Genomic DNA, 19,071 nt, shown 5'->3' on the forward strand with positions numbered 1-19,071 from the left:
AATTCAAAACAGAATGACGATCTGAATGGCGGCTGAACGTGATCGCAGCGTCGCCCCGCCAACCATCTCCGAAGTCGCCGCGGAGGCAGGAGTGGGCCGAGCTTCGGCCGCCCGTACGCTCGGCGGATATGGCTATGTCAGCCCGGAGTTGAGGGAACGCGTCCTGAGCGCCGCCGAGAAGCTGGGTTATCGGGCCAACGCGCTCGCCCGCAGCATGTCGACTGGAGTGAGCCACACCCTGGGGCTCATTGTCGCGGATATCGGTAATCCGTTTTTCGCCGGCGTCACCAGGGGGATCAGCGATTTTTCACGACAACGGGGCTTCGACACCATTGTGTTGAGCACGCACGAGGATCTCGAGGAAGAGAAGGCCGCTGTAGGGGTGCTCATCGACAAGCGCGTCGATGGCATGATCATCGCGTCTGCGGCGGTCGAACGGGACGATGTCGCCCATATTCAGGACGCGATGACCCGGGGGATACCGGTGGTCCTGGTCGACCGCGCCGTGGAGCACCTCGCGCTCGACTCGGTGGTGATCGACAACCGGGAGGCGAGCCGACGGGCGGTGAACCACCTGATCGAGCATGGCCACCGACGTATCGGATTCATCTGGGGGCCACCGATGAAGAAGCCGGCCACCACCCGGCGGGCTCTCACCGCTGCGGCAGCGCGTAGCCTCTGGACGGATGGGGAGCGGCTCCGCGGATACCTGGACGCACTCGACGACGCCGGTCTGCCTTTCGACGCCGACCTCGTCATGACGGGACCCAAGACTGAACAGAACGCAACAGTTGCCGTCTCCCGAATGTTGGCACTTGATGATCGCGTGACTGCTCTCTTCTGCACGGAGAATGACGCTCTTACCGGCTCTCTCCGTGCCGTCAGGGAGAGCGGTTTCAGCTACCCCGCGGACGTATCTCTCATTGGTTTCGATGACAGCTCCTGGGCGGCTGTGATGGAGCCTCCGCTCACGATGATCGCGCAACCGATGCTGGACCTGGGTGCGCGGGCGGCAGAGACCCTGCTGAGCGAGATAGAAGGAGCGACTCCCTCGCGGACCATGCACACACTTGAGGCACGGTTCGTAGAGCGCGCGTCGGTAGCGAAGCGCAGCCGGTGAACGCGTGCTAGCGCTCGGAGCGCAGGTAATGAAGCTGCGCTGCCACCGACTGCTGCGCTGCGGAGCGCACTGAAGGATCGACCTCGGCGTATACATGGTCGGTGACGGAGCCGACGTCGGCATCATCAGCTGCCAGACCCAGCGCCACAAGCGCTGCCCGCACCTGATCAAGCCGCTCCAGCCTGTGCGTTCTATAGGCACCGACAACCTCGTCGAGATGCGGGAGCAAAGGGCCGTGGCCCGGCAGCACGCTGGCACTGCCCAGGGACTCGAGCGTGTCGAGAGACTGAAAATATTGGCCCAGGGTTCCATCCGGGTAGCTGAGGACCGTGGTGCCGTGTCCAAGAATCGTGTCGCCGGTCAGTACGGAACCGTCGGGGCCGTCGTCGGGTAAGTAGAAGCACACGGAATCTGCGGTGTGGCCCGGCGTGGCCATAACCCTGATTTCGACGCCGCCGGCGGTAACAATCTCGCCGTCATCGAGCGGATGGCCCCCGTGGCAATATCCGGGGTCGAGGGCGCGAACCGGCGCGCCGGTGATCTCGTGGAAGAGGGCGCTGGCCTCGGTGTGATCCCAGTGATGGTGGGTGATCAGCACCAGTTCCACGAGCCCGGCCGCTTGCAGGGCGGCTACATGGGTGTCGTCGGGCGGCCCCGGGTCAACCACAACTACGGCAGGTGAACCCGGCGCGGCGATGACATAGGAGTTGGTGCCGTCCAGGCTCATCGGTCCGGGGTTGGGCGCAAGGTGGTAGCGCGTAAGCGGGCTGCTCGGGGTCAGGCCACCCTTCACAGGGGACACCGGTTAGCGGACTGTCTCTCGGATCTCGCCGAACGGAACCTCGGGGGAGACTTCCGCCTGGGTGTCGGGCCCGAGGTTCGTCGTGACCAGGACGCCGTGCTCGCCGCCGGCAATAGACTGCTTGAAAACGGGGATCAGGGCGGCGGCCGTGCTGTCGTCCAGCCCTGCAAGGTAGGCGCGGTAGGAATCGGGAAGCTCTGAGTAATCCGTCATGGTCCCCAAACTACGCTCGCGCGCGTCCCGCAACAACCGTCGGACCTCTTCGTCCGATACCTGCTCGAAGGCGCGGTAGGCGCTGCCGACGGCGGGCAGGTTCGGCGCGGCCCACGGACTGACCAGCTCGTCGACGGCACTGCCCACTGTCACTGAGGCGCTGGACAGGAACACCGGTGCGGCGGCGACGATGCGCTTCACCCCGGCCTTTCGAAGAGCCGCTACGGCGGCGAGCATCGTGGCTCCGGTGGCAACGCCGTCGTCTACTATCACCACCGTCTTACCGGCCACGACCAGCGGCTCCATCCCCTCGCGGTACAGAGCTTCACGTCGCTGCAGTTCGGCGAATTCACGTTTCGCAACGGCTGCGAAGACGGCGTCGGCATCCCGTACCTGCTCCAGCACGCGCGGATTCCGGACCGTTTCGACGGCGCCGCCGATGGAGGCAAGGGCGCCCATCGCGAGCTCCGGGAACGAGGGGACCCCGACCTTGCGCACCATGACGACGTCGAGCCGTGCGCTAAGCGCTTCCGCCACCACTGCGGCGACCGGAACACCTCCTCGCGGAAGGGCGAGAATGAGCAGTCCATCGGCCTCGACCACCGGCATTAGCGCCGTGGCGAGGAGTCGACCGGCATCGGCTCGGTCGACGTATCGCTCTGGTTCTTCCTGAGTTCTCACCATCTTGGGCACCGGTCGGAAAGGAGGGTCTTTCATTCGAGCTTAGAGGATGATAAACCGGCAGTAGCCTTAGCAATTCGAGTCAGACGAAACCGAAACAACAGGAGAGAGGTACGTCATGGCAGAGCGGGGAAACACAACCCACGGTCCACAGGTGGACGACCAGATGAAACACGAGACACAGGGGCTGGTGCACAGTAACCATCCCACCCGTGCTGAGGACTGGCGTGAGACCGAAAGCGTGGACGACTCCGACGATACGGCCGAGGGCGATCAGCCCGTCTACGTGTCGCAAACCAACCAGGGCGAGGGAGCCGTCGTCGAGGACGGACTCACTCAATCGGTCGATGAAGCTGCCGGCAATGACGACGACGAGGAGGCGCAGTGACCAGCACCCTGCACATGCTCGCAGACCTCTACAGGAAGCCGGGTCCATGGGTGACCATTTACACGGATGCGAGTACCGGGACCGTTGATTCCCTCCACGCCGACGATGTCCGGCCGGACAACATTGCGACGGCGCTTGAGGAGGCGGGAGCGTCCAAGGAGGACCGCAAAGCGGTGGCTGAGGCCCTCCGCCAGTCTGCGAAAGGCATTCCGGATCCGGTGGCCCGGTTGCTCGTCGTCGCAAACGGCACGGTGGAGCTCGACGAGTTCCTGCCCGGCACCCTTGCACTGCCCGAGTTCACTTCGGTGAACGAAGTGCCGAACCTGTGTCCATTGCTGTGGCACCGTCCGGACGATTTCTCCTACGTAGTGGCCGAAGTAGGCCGCGACGGCGGCGAGATCCACCTTCGCCGCGCAGGTGGACGGCAGGACGACGACATGACCCACATCGAGGGCGAGACCGAGAACCTCAAGAAGGTGCCAAGCGGTGGGTGGTCACAAGGACGCTACCAACATCGCACCGAGAATATCTGGAAGGCGAACGCCTCGGACATCGCCGGTGAGATCGACCGGATTGTCCGCAGCTGCCGGGCAAGGCTCCTCGTTGTCGCGGGTGACATCCGTGCCCGGAACCTGGTCGCGGAACAGCTGAGCGAACAGTCAAAGGAGATCCTCACCATCGTCGAAAGCCATAGCCGGACCGACGGTGCGGACAAGGGCGCCTACGCGCAGGAAATCGACAAACGAGTCGCGGAATGCATTGCGCGACGGCAAGCGCAGTTGCTCGAGAGGCTCAACAACCAGAAGGCGCGGGCCAATCCCGAGTCAACGGAAGGTATCGGTTCGGTGGTGCACGCGCTGCAGCAGGCGCAGGTCGACACGCTGCTCCTCGAGACCGCCGGGCTGAACGGCCATCGGCTTCTTGCTCTGGGAGCAGAACCGTGGACCGCCGAGGTCGATGGGGAAACTGCAGGGTCACCCGTGCTCGGGGAGGTGCCGGCGCCGTCGTCGTTGTTGCGGGCGGCGGTACTCACCGACGCTGAGGTGGCACTCTTTCCTTCCGGCGCGCTCGACGGCGGACCAGTGGCTGCGCTGTTGCGCTGGCCGGTAGGGCCCACCGTTCCTTCCGCTCGCTGATGGGTGATCGGCTGGTAGCTGACGCTGTTGTCGAGCGGTTGACCGCCTGGGGAGTCGAGCGCGTGTTCGGCTACAGCGGGGACGGGATCAACCCGGTCCTGGGCGCGCTTCGGCGTGCCGGTGGGCCGGCCTTCGTTCAGGCTCGTCATGAGGAGAACGCAGCCTTCATGGCGGTGGGACACGCCAAGTACACAGGTGGAGTCGGCGTGATGCTCTCCACGCAGGGACCGGGTGCTGTTCACCTGCTCAACGGCCTGTACGACGCACGGATGGACAGCGTGCCCGTTGTCGCCCTGGTGGGGCAGCAGAGCCAGACTGTCCTCGGCTCGGCGTATCAGCAGGAAATCGACCTGCAGAGCCTGTTCAAGGATGTCGCCTCCGGTTTCCGGCAGCAGGTGAACAGCCCCGACCAGGCGCTCATGGTGATAGACCGGGCGTTCAAGGCGGCGCTCGCCACCCGCTCGCCCGCCGTCGTCATCCTGCCCCACGATGTGCAGCAGGAGCCCGCCCCGGAGCTGGAGCACGAGCACGGCGTCATCCCGTCCGCCCCGCTGTGGAGCCCAGGGAAGATGGTCCCGCAGGATCAGGACCTGCACGACGCCGCCGCCGTCCTGAATGCCGGATCGAAGCTCGCGCTGTTGGTTGGGCAGGGCGCACGGCTTGCGCAGGAGGAGGTGGTGGTGCTGGCCGAGAAGCTGGGCGCCGCCGTCGTGACCAGCCTGCTCGGTAAACCGTACGTGGACGAGGCGCTGCCGTACGCCGCAGGCACCATGGGACATCTGGGTACCAGCGCCAGCGGCTGGGTGATGGCCAACTGCGACACCCTGCTGATTGTCGGCTCGAACGATCCGTGGACCGAGTTCTACCCGCCGCCCGGTAAGGCCCGAGCGGTGCAGATCGACAATGACGCAAAGGCGATCGGGAACAGATACCCGGTGAAAGTGGCCGTGACCGGAGACGCCGCGGAGGCTCTCCGCGCTCTGCTGCCTCTGGTGAAGCATCGCACTGGTTGGCTGGCGGACGTCGAGCGCCATGTGGACGCCTGGCGGAGCCTTTCAGAGGCCCGGGCCTTCACCGCCGCGGATCCCGTGAACCCGGAGCGCGCTGTCCGGGAGCTGAACGGGCGCCTGCCGGATGATGCGCAGGTGGCTATCGACGTCGGCAGCTGCGTGTACTGGTACGCGCGCCAGCTGCATCTGCCTGCGGGCGTCCCCGCCCACCTTTCGAGCACCCTCGCAAGCATGGGGTGCGGTATCCCCTATGGTCTGGCGGCGAAGCTCGCGTCTCCTGACCGTCCGCTGGTGGTGCTGAGCGGCGACGGCGGCATGCAGATGACCGGAATGGCCGAGTTGATCACGGTCAGCAGGCTCTGGAAGAACTGGAAGAACCCGGTCTTCGCCATCTGCGTCCTCAACAACCGTGACCTCGCCGAAGTCAGCTGGGAGCAGCGTGAAACGGAAACCGAGCCGCGCTTCGATGACAGCCAGGACATTCCGGACGTGGACTACTCCGGCTACGCGCGGCTCCTCGGTCTGGATGGGGTGAGGGTGGAGAACCCTGAGGACGTCGGTCCGGCCTGGGACCGTGCACTCTCCGCCGACCGGCCGTTTGTGCTCGACATCCGCACCGACGCTGACGTTCCGCTGCTTCCGCCGTTCCCCGGCGGGCAGGAGTTGGCCCAGTCGATGGAAAAGGCGCTGGAGACCGAGGGGAACAACCACGCCCTGGAGTTGCTGCGGGAGTACGTGCGGCTGGAAATCGAGGCTCAGCTCTAGGTCGTCCGGAACGGGGTCACCAGAACGGGCGGACTATCCCACCGAACGGGCGGATTCGGGGGGATAGTCCGGACTATCCCATGGAATCCACGAGTTCAGTGGGACCCGTCAAACCCGCTTACGTTTGTAGCTGCCGAACGTCAGCAGCAGGCGGTGCGCCGTGATCACCAGCGCCAGCCAGGCGAGGCCCAGGGTCCACGCGACGGCAACGTCGGTCACCCAGTGGTGCCCGAGGTACACGCGGGTGGCGCCCATGATGAACGCGAAGGCGACGGCGCCGAGAACGGTCAGCGCCCGTGCGCGCTTCGAGTGCTGGCGCAGCACCAGCAAGTACGCCGTCACTCCGGCAATCACCACCGCATTCAACGTGTGGCCGCTGGGGAACGACGGGGACACCTCGTAAGGCGGCACCGCGAACTGGAGGTCGGGCCGGAGCCGTCCGATCGCCTCCTTCCCCAGGACCGTCATCAACAGCGATCCGCCGGCAGCGGAGATCATGAGGAGGAACGGCGTGAAGGAGCGCCGCACCACGGTGAAAGCAAGTACCGCGCACGTTGCGAGGATGGGCATTCCCACCGGGCCCCCGAGGTGGGTGAACGCGGTTGCTGCGCCGTCGAGACCGGGGGACCGTAAGTCCACTGCCGCGTCGAGCGTCGGCTGGTCGAGCGCTGCGATTCCGTCGTCCTGGGCCACAGCCTCATACACCTCGGCAGAGGCGACCGTGAGCGACACCGCCGCGCCGATGCCGATGACCAGCATGATCACCAGTGTCCAGCGCGGTCCGATCCACTGGGCGACCGCCCTCACGCATGTGACCAGTAACCGGCCTACCGGTGTCGTCCACCGGGTGAGGTCGCGGGCGCCGACGTGACGGTCTTCGTTCTCCGGGTCCTGAAACGACATCTTCCGAGGTTAGCAACGCTGCCTGTTCTCTGCGTGGCCGTTCCGCGAGCGTAGGCTGGCCGCATGAATACACAAGCCCGGGACCTGCTGCGCGGGCTGCCCGTCTTCCCCGAGCAGATGCGTCCGTTCGATCCCGGCACCGCGCCGGCTTCACCGGTGGATCTGTTCACGGAGTGGTTGAGCGCCGCGATCGACGACGGTGTACCCGCCCCGCACGCAGTCACCCTGTCAACAACCGACGACGACGGACGCCCGGACGCCCGTGTGGTCATTCTTCGCGACCTGGACGAGAACGGGTTCTCCTTTGCTACGAGCAGCGAGAGCCCGAAGGGGCGTCAGCTTCGGGAAACCCCCTATGCCGCTCTGACCTTTTTCTGGCAGGCGGCGGGCCGGCAGGTGCGGGTCAGCGGTCCGGTGACGCCGGGCACGGCGGAGGAGAACGACGCCGACTTCCGCCGTCGTCATCCCACTGCACGCGCGCTCGTGCTCGCCGGCGGGCAGAGCGAGGTCATTCTCGAGGGGGAATCGGTGAGCGCCGCCGTCGAGCGGGAACTGGCGGGGATTGAGGGCAAGGGATCGGCGACGTGGACCATCTACACCGTCGCCCCGGAGCGGCTGGAGTTCTGGCAGGCCGATGCGGAGCGTCGCCATACCCGCCTTCGCTACGTCCGCGACGGAGAGGGCTGGCGGCGCGACGTTCTCTGGCCCTAGTCCTAGTGGCCGAAGGAGTCGGAATCGGTGATGTCATCGTCGCCGGTGTCCAACGCCGACAGTGACTCCACCTCTTCCTGCTCCAGCTCGAAGCCGAACAAATTGATGTTCTGCTTGATGCGGAGCGGGTTCGCGGACTTTGGAATTGCGATCAGACCCAGCTGGAGGTGCCAGCGCAGCACGATCTGAGCGGGCGTCATGCCGTACTTGTCCGCGAGACGGTCCACGGCTGGATCCTGCAGGAGGGCGCCGCCCTTGCCCAGCGGGCTCCATGACTCCGTGATGATGCCGTGCTCGGCATGGAAGGCTCGCGACTCGGAACGGGTATGCCGGGGGTCGAGCTGGATCTGGTTGACGTCCGGTACCAAGCCCTCGTCGAGGACGCGCTGCAGGTGGGCGGGCTTGAAGTTTGAGACGCCGATGGCCCTGATCAAACCGTCCTCGCGGAGCGCGGCAAGGCCTTGGACAGCCTCGACGTACAGGTCCTGGTCCGGGTTGGGCCAGTGCACCAGCAGCAGGTCAATGTAGTCCACGCCCAGGCGGGCTGCGCTCTCCTCGTATGCTTTGCGGACGCCGTCGACGCTGTGCCATTGCTTGTTGAACTTGGTGGTGATGAAGACCTGCCCGCGGTCAATTCCAGACCTGCGGATACCCTCGCCGACCCCGGCTTCATTCCCGTAGTTCTCCGCAGTGTCGAACAAGCGGTAACCGGCGGATACGGCCTGCTCGACGGCGTCTGCTGCCTCCTCATCGTTGAGCGGCCAGGTGCCGAGTCCGAGCGCCGGAATGGACACTCCGCTCAGGAGTCCGATGGTTGGGGCCGCTGCGTCAGTCATAGTTCTCCTCGTATGGGTATGGGTATGGGTATGGGTGTGGGTCTTGGTCTGCCTTCTGCCCAGCCTTCTAGTTGGGCAGGGTGTGCGTCAATCCGTGACCAAGTGATCGGGTCCGGAATGGTGGTGCGAAACGGACCGGGCGGGCAGACTGGGACGGTGAGTCAAGGCCGGACCTCGTGGGTGCTGCACGTCGACCTGGATCAGTTCATCGCCGCGGTCGAGGTACTGCGACGGCCCGAGCTGGCGGGAAAACCGGTCATCGTCGGCGGCCGGGGTGATCCCACGGAGCGAGCGGTCGTCTCGACGGCGTCGTATGAAGCACGTGCATTCGGCGTCGGTTCCGGAATGCCGCTGCGCATCGCGGCCCGGAAGGTACCGGACGCCGTGATCTTGCCCGTGGATCACGAGGCGTACCTCGAAGCGTCAGAAGCGGTGATGGCCACGCTCCGCGCGCAGCCGGGCGCAACCGTACAGGTGCTGGGCTGGGACGAAGCCTTCGTTGGAGTGGAGGCGGGGGACCCGGAGGCATACGCCCGACGCCTGCGTGAAGCGGTGCTCGAGAACACCCGCCTTTCCAGCAGTGTGGGGATCGGCGACACCCTTGTGCGCGCGAAGGTTGCGACGGGCTTCGCGAAGCCTGCGGGGGTCTTTCGCCTGACCGAAGGCAACTGGCTCGAGGTGATGGGCGAGCGGCCGACGATCGACCTCTGGGGTGTGGGGCCGAAGGTGTCCCGCCGGCTTGCTGCGCACGGGATCGTCACCGTTGCCCAACTCGCAGCGTGTAATCCCGCCGATCTGGTCCCGGAGTTCGGTCCGAAGATGGGTCCGTGGTACGCACAGCTGGGACGCGGTGACGGCGAAACCGTGGTCGATGACACTCCCTGGGTTGCCCGCGGACACAGCCGGGAAACGACGTATCAGCAGGATCTCACCGCCCCCGCGCAGGTGGACGACGCCGTCAGGGAACTCGTGGCGCGGGTTCTCGAGGACGTTATCGCCGAAGGCCGCCCGGTGGTCGGTCTGACGCTGAAGGTCCGGTACGCGCCGTTCTTCACCAAGACCTATGCGAAGCGGATACCTGAGACGTTCGACCGTGAGGTGGTGCTGGACCGCGCTCTGGAGCTCGTCGGGAAGATCGAGCAGGGGCGGCCTGTGCGGCTCCTTGGTTTCCGGGCGGAAATGTCGATGCCGGAGGAAGCGCGGAAGGGGCACACTCCGACGCGCAGCGGGTGGTGAGAGCGCCGTCGTACTTCTGGGTTCCGCCCCGAAAGTGCGGGCTCCCCGGATGCGGGCGCAACCGGGGAGCCTAGGGGCCAGCTGTTCAGCGCCTGACAGCTAGGAAACCGTCACCGGTTCCTTGCGGCCCGATACGCCGCGGACGGCCTCGTCGAACTCGGCCTCGATCTCCGCGTTCGGCTTCCAGGTCATCCGGCTGACCACGACGGCGACAAGCAGGTTGGCGAAGAACGCCGGGACGATCTCGTACATGGTGTCGGCGAGCGGGGAATTGCCCCAGACAAAGACAATCACAGCGCCAACGATCATCCCTGCCAGTGCACCCGGCATGGTCAGCTTCTTCCAGAACAGCGAAAGAAGCACGGCTGGGCCGAAGGAGGCACCGAAGCCTGCCCAGGCGAAGGCCACCAGAGCGAGGATCGACTCGTTACGGCCAGAGGCCAGCACCATCGCGACGACGGCAACAACCAGCACGCCGAGGCGGCCAAGCATGACGCCCTGCTTCGCGTTCAGAGTCTTCTTGGACACCATGTTATACAGGTCCTCGACCAGCGCCGAGGAGCACACGACCAGCTGTGACGAGATGGTGCTCATGATCGCTGCAAGCACTGCCGCCAGGACGACGCCGGCAACGAACGGGTGGAAGAACGCCTGTGACAGCGACAGGAAGACAGCCTCCGGATCCTGAAGGGTCAGGTCCGGGTTCTGCTGGAAGTATGCGATGCCGACCAGGGCGGTGGCAACGGCGCCGAGGACCGTGAGGACCATCCAACTGATACCGATCCGGCGTCCTGCCCTGGCGTCACGGGGGCTCCGCATCGCCATGAAACGGACGATGATGTGCGGCTGGCCGAAGTAGCCCAGACCCCAGGCCGCGGCGGAAATAACGGCGAGGATTGAACCGCCCGCGAAGAAGCTCAACAGGGACGGATCGACCGCGCTGATGGACTCGGTCATGCCCGTGAAACCGCCCACACTAACCAGTCCCATGATCGGGACGAGGAGCAGTGCGACAAGCATGAGGAGACCCTGCGCCACATCGGTGTAGGTAGCACCCATGAAGCCGCCGAACAGGGTGTAGAGGATGGTGACCGCCGCTACGAGGATCATGCCGAGGGTATAGCTGGAGTTGAAGGATGACTCGAAGAAGACGCCTCCGGCCACCATGCCGGAGGAGACGTAGAACGTGAAAAAGACCAGGATGATTACGCCCGAAACCACACGAAGAACGCGGGAGCGGTCCTTGAGCCGGTTCTCGAGGAAGCTTGGCACCGTGATCGAGTTATTCGACACCTCGGTGTAGCTTCGCAACCGTGGCGCGACGAACTTCCAGTTGAGCCAGGCGCCTACGGTCAGACCGATGGCGATCCAGATCTCGACCAGGCCGGATAGGTAGATCGCCCCGGGAAGCCCGAGCAGCAGCCAGCCGGACATATCGGAGGCTCCCGCACTGAGCGCGGCGACGCCCGGAGTGAGCCCGCGGCCGGCGAGCATGTAGTCGTCGAGATCGGATGTTCGCCGGTAGGCGTACCAGCCGATCCCCAGCATGGCGAGCATGTAAAGCGCCATGGCCAGGTACTGCCAGATCTGGTCAGTCATTGGTCAGATTCACATCTTCCTTGGAGTTGGCTGTGTGCAGCGGCCCACTATTCCAAGGGGTCGTCCAGTTTGGCCAATAAGGTGAACTGGTTCACAGTTCTCCGGGCGGCAACCGCTCGAGCGATGTTACTCGCGGGTAATATGGAGCGATGCACCTGATCTTCCGGACCCTCTGGCTCCTCATCGCCTCCCGTCGACGCAAGGCAGTAAGCATCTGGGACCCGGCATCCCTGCCGCTGCGGGTTCAGCTCACGGACATTGATATAGCGATGCACGTCAACAACGGCATGTACCTCTCGCTGATGGATCTGGGGCGCTTCGACCTGATGATCCGGAGCGGCTTTTGGAAGGTCATGCGTCAGAAGGGCTGGAGCCCGGTGGTGAACGCGGAGACCATCACATTCCGGAAGTCCCTGCAGCTTGGGCACCGCTACACCATCGAAACCCGGATCGTCGGTTTCGATGAGCGCGCAATTTACTTCGATCAGCGCATGGTGCGCGACGACGAGGTCTACGCACGCGCCTATGTCGCCACGCGCCTGCTCGGCTCAAAGGGACCCGTTCCAAATGCCGACATCTTCGAAGCGTTCGGATACCCGCCTGAGGATATGGTCCTTCCGGAATGGCTCCACGAATGGCGCTCGAACACCGCGCTTCCCAGCACTCGCAGGCCTGCGCCGCACGAATGGGTGCGCTAGGTATCGGGGCGGGTCGAGGGCGTCAGCCTCCGTTGAGGACTGCGCTCGCGACGACGAAGATCACGAAACCGAGAATCACTACGGCGATGCCGGCCATCATTACGTAGCTGACTTTCTTTTGGCCCTTCGGGGTGAGCTCGCCGTCGTCGATGGAGGGCTGCTTGTCCGGAGTCTCATTCATCAGGTGTCCTCAAGGTCGGCTTCGGCTGTCGTTCCATCGTAAGAAGTCCAGGATGAAAAGGAAAGGAAGCTTACTACCTCACCGGTAGCGGCGATGCAGGTCTTCCGCACTCAACGATGCTCCGGACGGTTCCGCACCGTTCGCCTCCGCAATCCACGGCCCTGTTCCGTCCGACTGGTCGAGGACGCCTTCCTCCAGCCATTCGTACCGGCCGTCCAGAACCCTTCCTGCGAGCCGGGAATCGGCGTTGTCTGTGTTCCTCCACAGGTCGGTGAAAAGCTGCTCGATCCTCATCCGGGATTGCCGGCAGAACACGTCGGCGAGTTCGCCTGCCTCCTGACGCCCCTGTCCCTCCAGGTGTTTGGCGTGTGAGCAGGTTGCAGCCATTGCGAAGAGCTCCGCCCCGATGTCCACGATCCTGCCGAGGAATACCTGCCGGTGCTCGAGCTTCGCCTGCCATCGGGCCATACCGAGGAAGGTGTGACGGGCCAGGCGTCGGGATGCCCGCTCGACGAAGCGCACGTGGCCGGCGAGCCGGCCGAAGTCGGAATATGAGCGCGGGGACATGCCCGGCCCTGCCAACAGGTGCGGCAACCAGCCGGCATAGAAACTGCTGGCGCCGGCTGCCGCCTTTGCTTTTGCCCTCAGATCAGCGTCCGACGACGCAAGGTCGCCTGCCGCCGCGAGGTGGGCATCGACGGCCTCCCGTGCGATGAGAAGGTGCATGATTTCAGAGGACCCTTCAAAGATCCGGTTGATCCGCAGATCCCGGAGCTGCTGTTCAGCCGGCACGGCCCGCTCCCCGCGGGCTTTGAGGGACGCAGCAGTCTCATACCCGCGACCTCCCCTGATCTGCACCAGTTCATCGGCGATGCGGTAGGCCATCTCACTGGACCAGAGTTTCGCCAGCGCCGCTTCGATGCGAACGTCTTTCTGGCCCGAGTCAGCCAGCGCGGCTGAGAGCTCGAAAACGGATTCGAGGGCGAACGCCGTGGCCGCAATGAAGGAGATCTTCTGGGCGACCGCCTCATGTTTTCCGATCGGGCGCCCCCACTGCACGCGGGCATTCGACCACTGCCTGGCGATCTTGAGCGACCATTTCCCTGTTGCCGCACAGTTCGCGGGAATGGAGAGCCGGCCGGTATTGAGGGTTGTCAGGGCGATTTTCAGACCCTGGCCCTCTCTGCCCAGGCGGCTAGCCGCTGGAATCCGGACATTTTCGAAGCGGGTGACGCCGTTCTCGATTCCACGCAGCCCCATGAACGCGTTGCGGTGCGTCACCGTGATGCCAGGTGTGTCCGCTTCGACCACGAACGCAGAGATACCACCCGGTCCACCGCTGTGAGGTGGCACCTTCGCCATCACCACTACCAGTTCGGCGATCACTCCGTTCGTGGTCCAGAGCTTGCTGCCGTTCAGGATGTAGGTGCCGTCGTCGTCGGTATAGGTGGCGGTAGCGTTCATGCGGGCGGGGTCCGAGCCGACGTCGGGTTCGGTGAGGAGGAAGGCGGAGACCGCGCCGGACGCGCAGCGGGGAAGGTATTCGCGCTTCTGTTCCGGCGTGCCGAACATGCGGACCGGCTCCGGGACCCCGATCGACTGGTGTGCCGACACCAGTGCGCCGATGCTGGGGTGAACGGATGAGAGGAGCATCAGGGCTCGCCCGTAGTAGGTCAGCGAGAGGCCCAGGCCACCGAATTCCTTGGGAATTTTGATGCCTAAAACTCCGACGGAGGCCAGGTCGCGAAGGTATTCGTCGGGGATCAGCGACTCCTTCTCAATCCGTTGTCCCTCCATGGTGGCCAAAACCGAGGTAAGGCGGGAGAGGAACTGTTCGCCGTCGTCGTTCTCGGTGTAGGTGGAGGATGGCAAGGGGTGGATGAGGGAGATGTCGCAACGGCCCAGGTAGAGGCCTTTCGCGAAGCTTGGCCGGTTCCATTCCGTCTCGCGGGCGGACTCGGCCACCTCCCGGGAAGTGCGCTCGTTGACGTTCTCCTGAAGTGCCTCGGCGCTCATGGCAGCCCCCTTCATTGGCAGGCTCCGCCAGCCGGAACCCGGCCATGGACTAATGCTACTCCCGAGTAGGAAAACGGAATCCTAGCGTCACAAAAAGAGTTATTAGAACGAGCCTTATGATTTCCCAAGGAATGCCCAAGGAGCGCGACGCACCCTTTCTGCAACCGAAGCTGATAGTAAGCAAGGTTTCGGTCTCACAAAGGGAGCTCTGAAATGTCCAATTCTCATTACGCGGTTGATCCACCGAAGGGACGCCGCACCCAACCCAAGAAGGTCACCGCCTCTGTCCTCACAAGCGTCATGTTGGTCGCAGCGCTTGCACCCCTGGCAGCCTCGCCCGCCCAGGCGGCCACCGCTGCTACCGGCCCCGTCAGTACGCTGCACGGTTATCCGGAATGGTTCGATGACGGGACCATCAAGCTTGCGCTCTGCTATGAAGCAGGCCGTGGTTGCCTGTCCGAGCCGCCTAATCCGGAACTGCCTGCCGCCTACCCGGACAACTTCCCGGACGAATCCTTCTGGTTCCAAGCCTCTGCGCAAGTGGGCACGCTGGGATCATACGAAGCTGCCCTCGAGGCGGCGCACGCCAACGAAGCAGTCATTCCCGGTGATCAAATCGGGTTCGGCCGGCTGAGGTTCCGCTTCGAAGGGCTTACCGCAGGACAGGTCTACACGATCACGCACCCCTACGGAACCCACCAGTTCACGGCTACGGCCGCCCCGGGTGGTGGTGGTGAGATCAATGCCACGATCGATAATGGTTGCCTTGAGACTCCCTGTGACTGGAACAGGGTTGGCGCAGCGTTCCTGGGCGACTTCGCCGTAGGGAGCACCGCCACCTTCCTGAGGCAGACCACGGCACCGGCGGGAACCATCGGTGATATCAACACGGCTCGCACAGTCACGGGTGCGCCGTCGGGAAACAATAGCGTTTCGATCGTCGGCCCCGGTGTTAATCAGTCGACGAACCTGTTCACGGTTCAGGGTCTGATCGCCGACGTTGTCGACGGAGCGCCATCGACGCCGAATCTTGATGACCTGAGCGACACCGGTCGCTCCAACGCCGACAACATCACCAACGACACCACGCCGACCTTCTCGGGCACGGCCACGGCAGGAGCCGCTGTCGAGCTCGTCATCAACGGTGTAGGCACAGGTGTTACCGCCGTAGCTTCGGCAACCGGCGCGTACACCTTGACTCCCACGACGGCTCTTACCAGCGGTGCCTACAGGGTTCAGGCCCGTGTCGTGACCGACGCGACCACGGGCGCAGTAGCTACTTCGGGAACCCTGCAGATGACGGTGGACACTGCCGCTCCTCTGGCCCCGACGTTCCAGAGCACGCCGTCGAACCCGACTGCAAGTAATACGCCGTCCTTCACGTTCAGTGGTGAGGCCTCGGCCACGTTGGAGTGCCAGTTGCTGCCGACGAACTCGGTCTGGCGTGCATGCACTTCGCCTCATTCCTACGACGCCCAGGTGAACGGTACCTACACGTTCAACGTGCGGGCCACCGACACCGCCGGCAACGTGAGCGCGAACGGTTCGTACACGTGGCAGATCGGCACCGCCACGACCCCTCCGCCTCCGGCCACCACCGCACGGCAGAAGGACATGAACGGCGACGGCCGGCCCGACCTCGTGGCACGCGACGGCGCAGGCACCCTGTGGATGTACCCATCCACGTCAGCCGGCGGCTTCGGCACCCGGATCCAGATGGGTACCGGCTGGGGCATCATGAACACCATCCTGCAACCCGGTGACCTGAACAATGACGGACGCTCCGACGTCCTGGCACGCGATACCTCGGGACGGCTCTGGCTCTACACCGGAACCGGTACCGGCAGGATCAACGCCGGCGTCCAGATCGCCACGGGGACCAACTGGGGTGCTTTCAACTCCTTCGTCACCCCGGGTGACTTCAACGGCGACCGCCGGGCTGACCTTCTGGTCCGCGACGCCGCCGGCGCACTCTTCCTCTACCCAGGAAACGGTGCGAGCGGCTTCGGCACACGCACCCAACCGGGCAGCGGCTGGGGAGGGTTCACCTCCTTGGTCAGCACGGGTGACTTCAGTGGTGATGGCCGCTCAGACGTCATCGCCCGTAACTCCGCCGGAACACTTACCCTGTACCGCGGCTCCGGGACCGGCACCTTCGCCGGCTCGGCGCAGATCGGTACCGGCTGGAACGGCTTCCACCTGATTGGCCCGGGTGCCTGGGGCACCGCTGACACCCGCGCCGACGTTGTCGCCAGGGACAGTGCCGGAGCCCTCTGGCTCTACCGCGGCAGCGGCACCGGAACATTCTCCGGAACCCGCACGCAAATCGGTACCGGCTGGGGCGCATTCACCATCGCCCAGTAAGGCACGCCGGCCATCTAGATAGCCGATGGCCCCTTTCCACTCCGGTGGGAGGGGGCCATCGACGTGCAGGGCGGGCCTCCGCGCGAACCTACCGGCGAGTAGGGATGCGGAATCCTACCCTGTCGCCTCACCGGACGGGACCGAATTTCCCAAACCCCAAGAATTGTCCAAGGAGGACGGAGCACCCTGAAAAACACCGAAGCCGACAGTAAGCGGTTTTTGGTTTCGAACGAGGGAGCTCTGAAATGTCCAACCATCCATACGCGGTGGACCCACCGACGGGCCGCCGCACACTTCGCCTCACATCATCTGTTCTCACCGGCGCGCTGCTCATCACAGCACTCGCGCCCTTTGCCGCCGCACCCGCCCAGGCTGCCACCGCCGCAACCGGCCCCATCAGCACTCTGCACGGCTACCCTGAGTGGTACGACGACGGCACCATCAAACTGGCACTGTGCTACGAAGCAGGCCGTGGTTGCCTGTCCGAGCCGCCTAATCCCGAGCTGCCGGTGTCCTACCCCGACAATTTCCCGGACGAGTCCTTCTGGTTCGCCGCATCTGCCGACGTCGGCACGCTTGGTTCGTACGAAGCTGCCCTTGAGGCTGCCCACGCCAACGACGCTGTGGTCCCCGGCGACCAGATAGGTTTCGGCCGGCTGCGCTTCCGATTCGAAGGGCTTCAGGCCAACGGTTCCTATACCTTCACGCACCCCTACGGCGTTCACACCTTCACAGCTGACGGGGAAGGTGTCATCAACGAGACGATCGACGACGGCTGCGCCGATACACCCTGTAACTGGGAGGCAGTCGGCCAGGCATTCCTGGGAGACTACGCCGTCGGTACAACCGCAAGATTCCTGCGGCAGACCACCGCCCCAGCGGGAACCATCGGTGATATCAACACCGCCCGTACAGTCACGGGTGCGCCGTCGGGAAACAACAGCGTTTCGATCGTCGGCCCCGGTGTTAATCAGTCGACGAATCTGTTCACGGTTCAGGGTCTCATCGCCGACGTCGTGGACGGGGCACCGTCTACGCCCGACCTGGATGCACTGAGCGACTCCGGCCGCTCCAACGCCGACAACATCACCAACGACACCACGCCGACTTTCTCTGGCACGGCCACGGCAGGAGCCACTGTCGAGCTCGTCGTCAACGGTGTAGGCACAGGTGTTACCGCTGTAGCTTCGGCAACCGGCGCGTACACCCTGACTCCTACGACGGCGCTTACCAGCGGTGCCTACAGGGTTCAGGCCCGCGTCGTGACCGACGCGACCACGGGGGCAGTAGCCACCTCGGGAACCCTGCAGATGACGGTGGATACTGCCGCTCCGGCGGCGCCGACGTTCCAGAGCACGCCGTCGAATCCCAGCGCGGACACTACTCCGTCGTTTACGTTCAGCGGTGAGGCATCCGCGAACTTTGAGTGCCAGTTGCTGCCCAGTAACGCTACGTGGCGTGCTTGCACCTCCCCGCACACGTACGACCAACAGCTTGCAGGTGACTACACCTTCAACGTCCGGGCCACCGACGTTGCCGGAAACGTAAGCGCCAACGGTTCGTACACCTGGCGGATCGGAACAACCACCACGCCACCTGCCGGCACAGCTGAGCAGAAGGATATGAACGGGGACGGTAATCCTGACCTCGTCGCACGCGATTCCAGCGGCAATCTGTACCTTTACCCCTCAACTGCCGCAGGCGGTTTTGGAACCCGGATTCTGATCGGCACGGGTTGGGGTGCGATGAACGCCGTTCTGCAGCCGGGGGACTTCAGCGGTGACGGACGCTCAGACGTCATTGCCCGGGATACGTCCGGACGGCTCTGGCTTTACACCGGAACCGGCACCGGCAGGATCAACGCCGGCACCCAAATCGGCACCGGTTGGGGCGGCATGACCGCGCTGGTCACGCCGGGTGATTTCAACGGGGACCGTAGGGCAGACCTGCTGGCCCGCAGTAGCACAGGCGCACTCTTCCTCTACCCAGGAAACGGTGCGAGCGGCTTCGGCACCCGCACCCAGCCCGGTTCGGGATGGGGCGGCTTCACGGCCATCCTCAGCACTGGTGATTTCAGCGGCGACGGGCGGTCCGACGTCATCGCCCGTAACTCCAACGGCGCACTGTTCCTCTACCGGGGATCGGGGGCCGGCACCTTCAGCGGATCGGCCCAGATCGGAACCGGTTGGAACGGCTTCACCATTGTGGGTCCCGGAGCGTGGGGAACCGCCAACACGACCAGTGACCTGGTAGCCCGCGACAGCACCGGCAGGCTTTACGTCTACAACGGCAGCGGCACCGGCGGCTTCGCCGGAGCCCGTACCCAGATCGGCACAGGGTGGGGAGGCTTCACCATCGCCCCATAACCGCCGGAAAACACAGTTGAATACCGTGTCGATCCCCTCCCGTTCA

At 64.5% G+C, this 19,071-nt stretch carries 16 protein-coding genes; 9 read left to right on the forward strand and 7 right to left on the reverse strand.

Translation table 11 applies throughout. The features are described 5' to 3' along the window. The first annotated feature begins 25 nt into the window (after positions 1-25). Positions 26-1,120, forward strand: coding sequence for a LacI family DNA-binding transcriptional regulator (locus tag AC5RU3_RS11305; protein ID WP_493965562.1), 1,095 nt, complete (start codon positions 26-28; stop codon positions 1,118-1,120). 7 nt (positions 1,121-1,127) lie between these two features. Here AC5RU3_RS11305 and AC5RU3_RS11310 read toward each other — a convergent pair whose 3' ends face one another. Both AC5RU3_RS11310 and AC5RU3_RS11315 read right to left on the reverse strand, forming a co-directional pair. After that, positions 1,128-1,922, reverse strand: a complete 795-nt coding sequence (locus AC5RU3_RS11310) for an MBL fold metallo-hydrolase (protein ID WP_493965563.1) — start codon at positions 1,920-1,922, stop codon at positions 1,128-1,130. Between the two features lie 3 nt (positions 1,923-1,925). Next, a complete protein-coding gene (locus tag AC5RU3_RS11315) occupies positions 1,926-2,819 on the reverse strand; it encodes a phosphoribosyltransferase (protein ID WP_493965564.1) in 894 nt (297 codons plus the stop codon). Between the two features lie 115 nt (positions 2,820-2,934). Here AC5RU3_RS11315 and AC5RU3_RS11320 point away from each other — a divergent pair, with 115 nt between their 5' ends. The 3 genes from AC5RU3_RS11320 to AC5RU3_RS11330 are packed head-to-tail and all read left to right on the forward strand — an operon-like array spanning position 2,935 to position 6,115. Then, entirely contained in the window at positions 2,935-3,204 is a 270-nt protein-coding gene (locus AC5RU3_RS11320) for a hypothetical protein (protein WP_309070512.1), read from the forward strand. Continuing rightward, positions 3,201-4,340 (forward strand): baeRF2 domain-containing protein, encoded by a 1,140-nt coding sequence (locus AC5RU3_RS11325; RefSeq protein WP_309070513.1) that lies wholly within the window; start codon positions 3,201-3,203, stop codon positions 4,338-4,340. Before AC5RU3_RS11320 ends, AC5RU3_RS11325 begins: the two co-directional genes overlap by 4 nt. Next, complete coding sequence (locus AC5RU3_RS11330) at positions 4,340-6,115, forward strand: thiamine pyrophosphate-requiring protein (RefSeq protein WP_493965565.1); 1,776 nt, start codon at positions 4,340-4,342, stop codon at positions 6,113-6,115. The genes AC5RU3_RS11325 and AC5RU3_RS11330 overlap by 1 nt, the downstream gene beginning before the upstream one ends. A gap of 108 nt (positions 6,116-6,223) precedes the next feature. On the opposite strand, the gene AC5RU3_RS11335 is transcribed toward AC5RU3_RS11330, so the two are convergent. After that, on the reverse strand, positions 6,224-7,018 hold the full coding sequence (locus AC5RU3_RS11335) for a phosphatase PAP2 family protein (protein WP_309070515.1): 795 nt from the start codon (positions 7,016-7,018) through the stop codon (positions 6,224-6,226). 63 nt (positions 7,019-7,081) lie between these two features. On the opposite strand from AC5RU3_RS11335, the gene AC5RU3_RS11340 reads away from it, so the two are divergent. After that, positions 7,082-7,729 carry a pyridoxine/pyridoxamine 5'-phosphate oxidase gene (locus tag AC5RU3_RS11340; protein WP_493965566.1) on the forward strand — a complete coding sequence of 216 codons (648 nt, stop codon included), beginning with the start codon at positions 7,082-7,084 and terminating at the stop codon, positions 7,727-7,729. A gap of 2 nt (positions 7,730-7,731) precedes the next feature. Here the strand turns inward: AC5RU3_RS11340 and AC5RU3_RS11345 are convergent, their stop codons facing one another. Further along, entirely contained in the window at positions 7,732-8,565 is an 834-nt protein-coding gene (locus AC5RU3_RS11345; RefSeq protein ID WP_493965567.1) for an aldo/keto reductase, read from the reverse strand. 117 nt (positions 8,566-8,682) lie between these two features. On the opposite strand from AC5RU3_RS11345, the gene AC5RU3_RS11350 reads away from it, so the two are divergent. Further along, positions 8,683-9,801, forward strand: coding sequence for a DNA polymerase IV (locus tag AC5RU3_RS11350; RefSeq protein ID WP_458117194.1), 1,119 nt, complete (start codon positions 8,683-8,685; stop codon positions 9,799-9,801). A 99-nt stretch (positions 9,802-9,900) separates the two neighbouring features. Here the strand turns inward: AC5RU3_RS11350 and putP are convergent, their stop codons facing one another. Then, on the reverse strand, positions 9,901-11,400 hold the full coding sequence (putP, locus tag AC5RU3_RS11355) for a sodium/proline symporter PutP (protein ID WP_493965568.1): 1,500 nt from the start codon (positions 11,398-11,400) through the stop codon (positions 9,901-9,903). Positions 11,401-11,549: 149 nt separating this feature from the next. Between putP and AC5RU3_RS11360 the strand changes: the two genes are divergently transcribed. Continuing rightward, positions 11,550-12,098, forward strand: coding sequence for an acyl-CoA thioesterase (locus AC5RU3_RS11360; RefSeq protein ID WP_309070519.1), 549 nt, complete (start codon positions 11,550-11,552; stop codon positions 12,096-12,098). Between the two features lie 22 nt (positions 12,099-12,120). On the opposite strand, the gene AC5RU3_RS11365 is transcribed toward AC5RU3_RS11360, so the two are convergent. Both AC5RU3_RS11365 and AC5RU3_RS11370 read right to left on the reverse strand, forming a co-directional pair. Continuing rightward, positions 12,121-12,279, reverse strand: a complete 159-nt coding sequence (locus AC5RU3_RS11365; protein ID WP_309070520.1) for a hypothetical protein — start codon at positions 12,277-12,279, stop codon at positions 12,121-12,123. A 78-nt stretch (positions 12,280-12,357) separates the two neighbouring features. After that, a complete protein-coding gene (locus AC5RU3_RS11370) occupies positions 12,358-14,295 on the reverse strand; it encodes an acyl-CoA dehydrogenase family protein (protein ID WP_493965569.1) in 1,938 nt (645 codons plus the stop codon). Positions 14,296-14,508: 213 nt separating this feature from the next. On the opposite strand from AC5RU3_RS11370, the gene AC5RU3_RS11375 reads away from it, so the two are divergent. Together AC5RU3_RS11375 and AC5RU3_RS11380 are read left to right on the forward strand one after the other, a co-directional pair. After that, entirely contained in the window at positions 14,509-16,659 is a 2,151-nt protein-coding gene (locus tag AC5RU3_RS11375; protein ID WP_493965570.1) for an FG-GAP-like repeat-containing protein, read from the forward strand. A gap of 245 nt (positions 16,660-16,904) precedes the next feature. Then, positions 16,905-19,025 (forward strand): FG-GAP-like repeat-containing protein, encoded by a 2,121-nt coding sequence (locus tag AC5RU3_RS11380; protein ID WP_493965571.1) that lies wholly within the window; start codon positions 16,905-16,907, stop codon positions 19,023-19,025. Positions 19,026-19,071 lie beyond the last annotated feature (46 nt).

It is taken from the genome of Arthrobacter sp. MDB1-55, from assembly GCF_059092925.1.

Coding starts and splice junctions, on each gene's coding strand:
- AC5RU3_RS11350 (WP_458117194.1), top strand. CDS start 8,683: ATGGTGGTGCGAAACGGACCGGGCGGGCAGACTGGGACGGTGAGTCAA.
- AC5RU3_RS11320 (WP_309070512.1), top strand. CDS start 2,935: ATGGCAGAGCGGGGAAACACAACCCACGGTCCACAGGTGGACGACCAG.
- AC5RU3_RS11330 (WP_493965565.1), top strand. CDS start 4,340: ATGGGTGATCGGCTGGTAGCTGACGCTGTTGTCGAGCGGTTGACCGCC.
- AC5RU3_RS11335 (WP_309070515.1), bottom strand. CDS start 7,018: ATGTCGTTTCAGGACCCGGAGAACGAAGACCGTCACGTCGGCGCCCGC.
- AC5RU3_RS11365 (WP_309070520.1), bottom strand. CDS start 12,279: ATGAATGAGACTCCGGACAAGCAGCCCTCCATCGACGACGGCGAGCTC.
- AC5RU3_RS11375 (WP_493965570.1), top strand. CDS start 14,509: ATGTCCAATTCTCATTACGCGGTTGATCCACCGAAGGGACGCCGCACC.
- AC5RU3_RS11305 (WP_493965562.1), top strand. CDS start 26: ATGGCGGCTGAACGTGATCGCAGCGTCGCCCCGCCAACCATCTCCGAA.
- AC5RU3_RS11380 (WP_493965571.1), top strand. CDS start 16,905: ATGTCCAACCATCCATACGCGGTGGACCCACCGACGGGCCGCCGCACA.
- AC5RU3_RS11340 (WP_493965566.1), top strand. CDS start 7,082: ATGAATACACAAGCCCGGGACCTGCTGCGCGGGCTGCCCGTCTTCCCC.
- AC5RU3_RS11315 (WP_493965564.1), bottom strand. CDS start 2,819: ATGGTGAGAACTCAGGAAGAACCAGAGCGATACGTCGACCGAGCCGAT.
- putP (WP_493965568.1), bottom strand. CDS start 11,400: ATGACTGACCAGATCTGGCAGTACCTGGCCATGGCGCTTTACATGCTC.
- AC5RU3_RS11360 (WP_309070519.1), top strand. CDS start 11,550: ATGCACCTGATCTTCCGGACCCTCTGGCTCCTCATCGCCTCCCGTCGA.
- AC5RU3_RS11370 (WP_493965569.1), bottom strand. CDS start 14,295: ATGAGCGCCGAGGCACTTCAGGAGAACGTCAACGAGCGCACTTCCCGG.
- AC5RU3_RS11345 (WP_493965567.1), bottom strand. CDS start 8,565: ATGACTGACGCAGCGGCCCCAACCATCGGACTCCTGAGCGGAGTGTCC.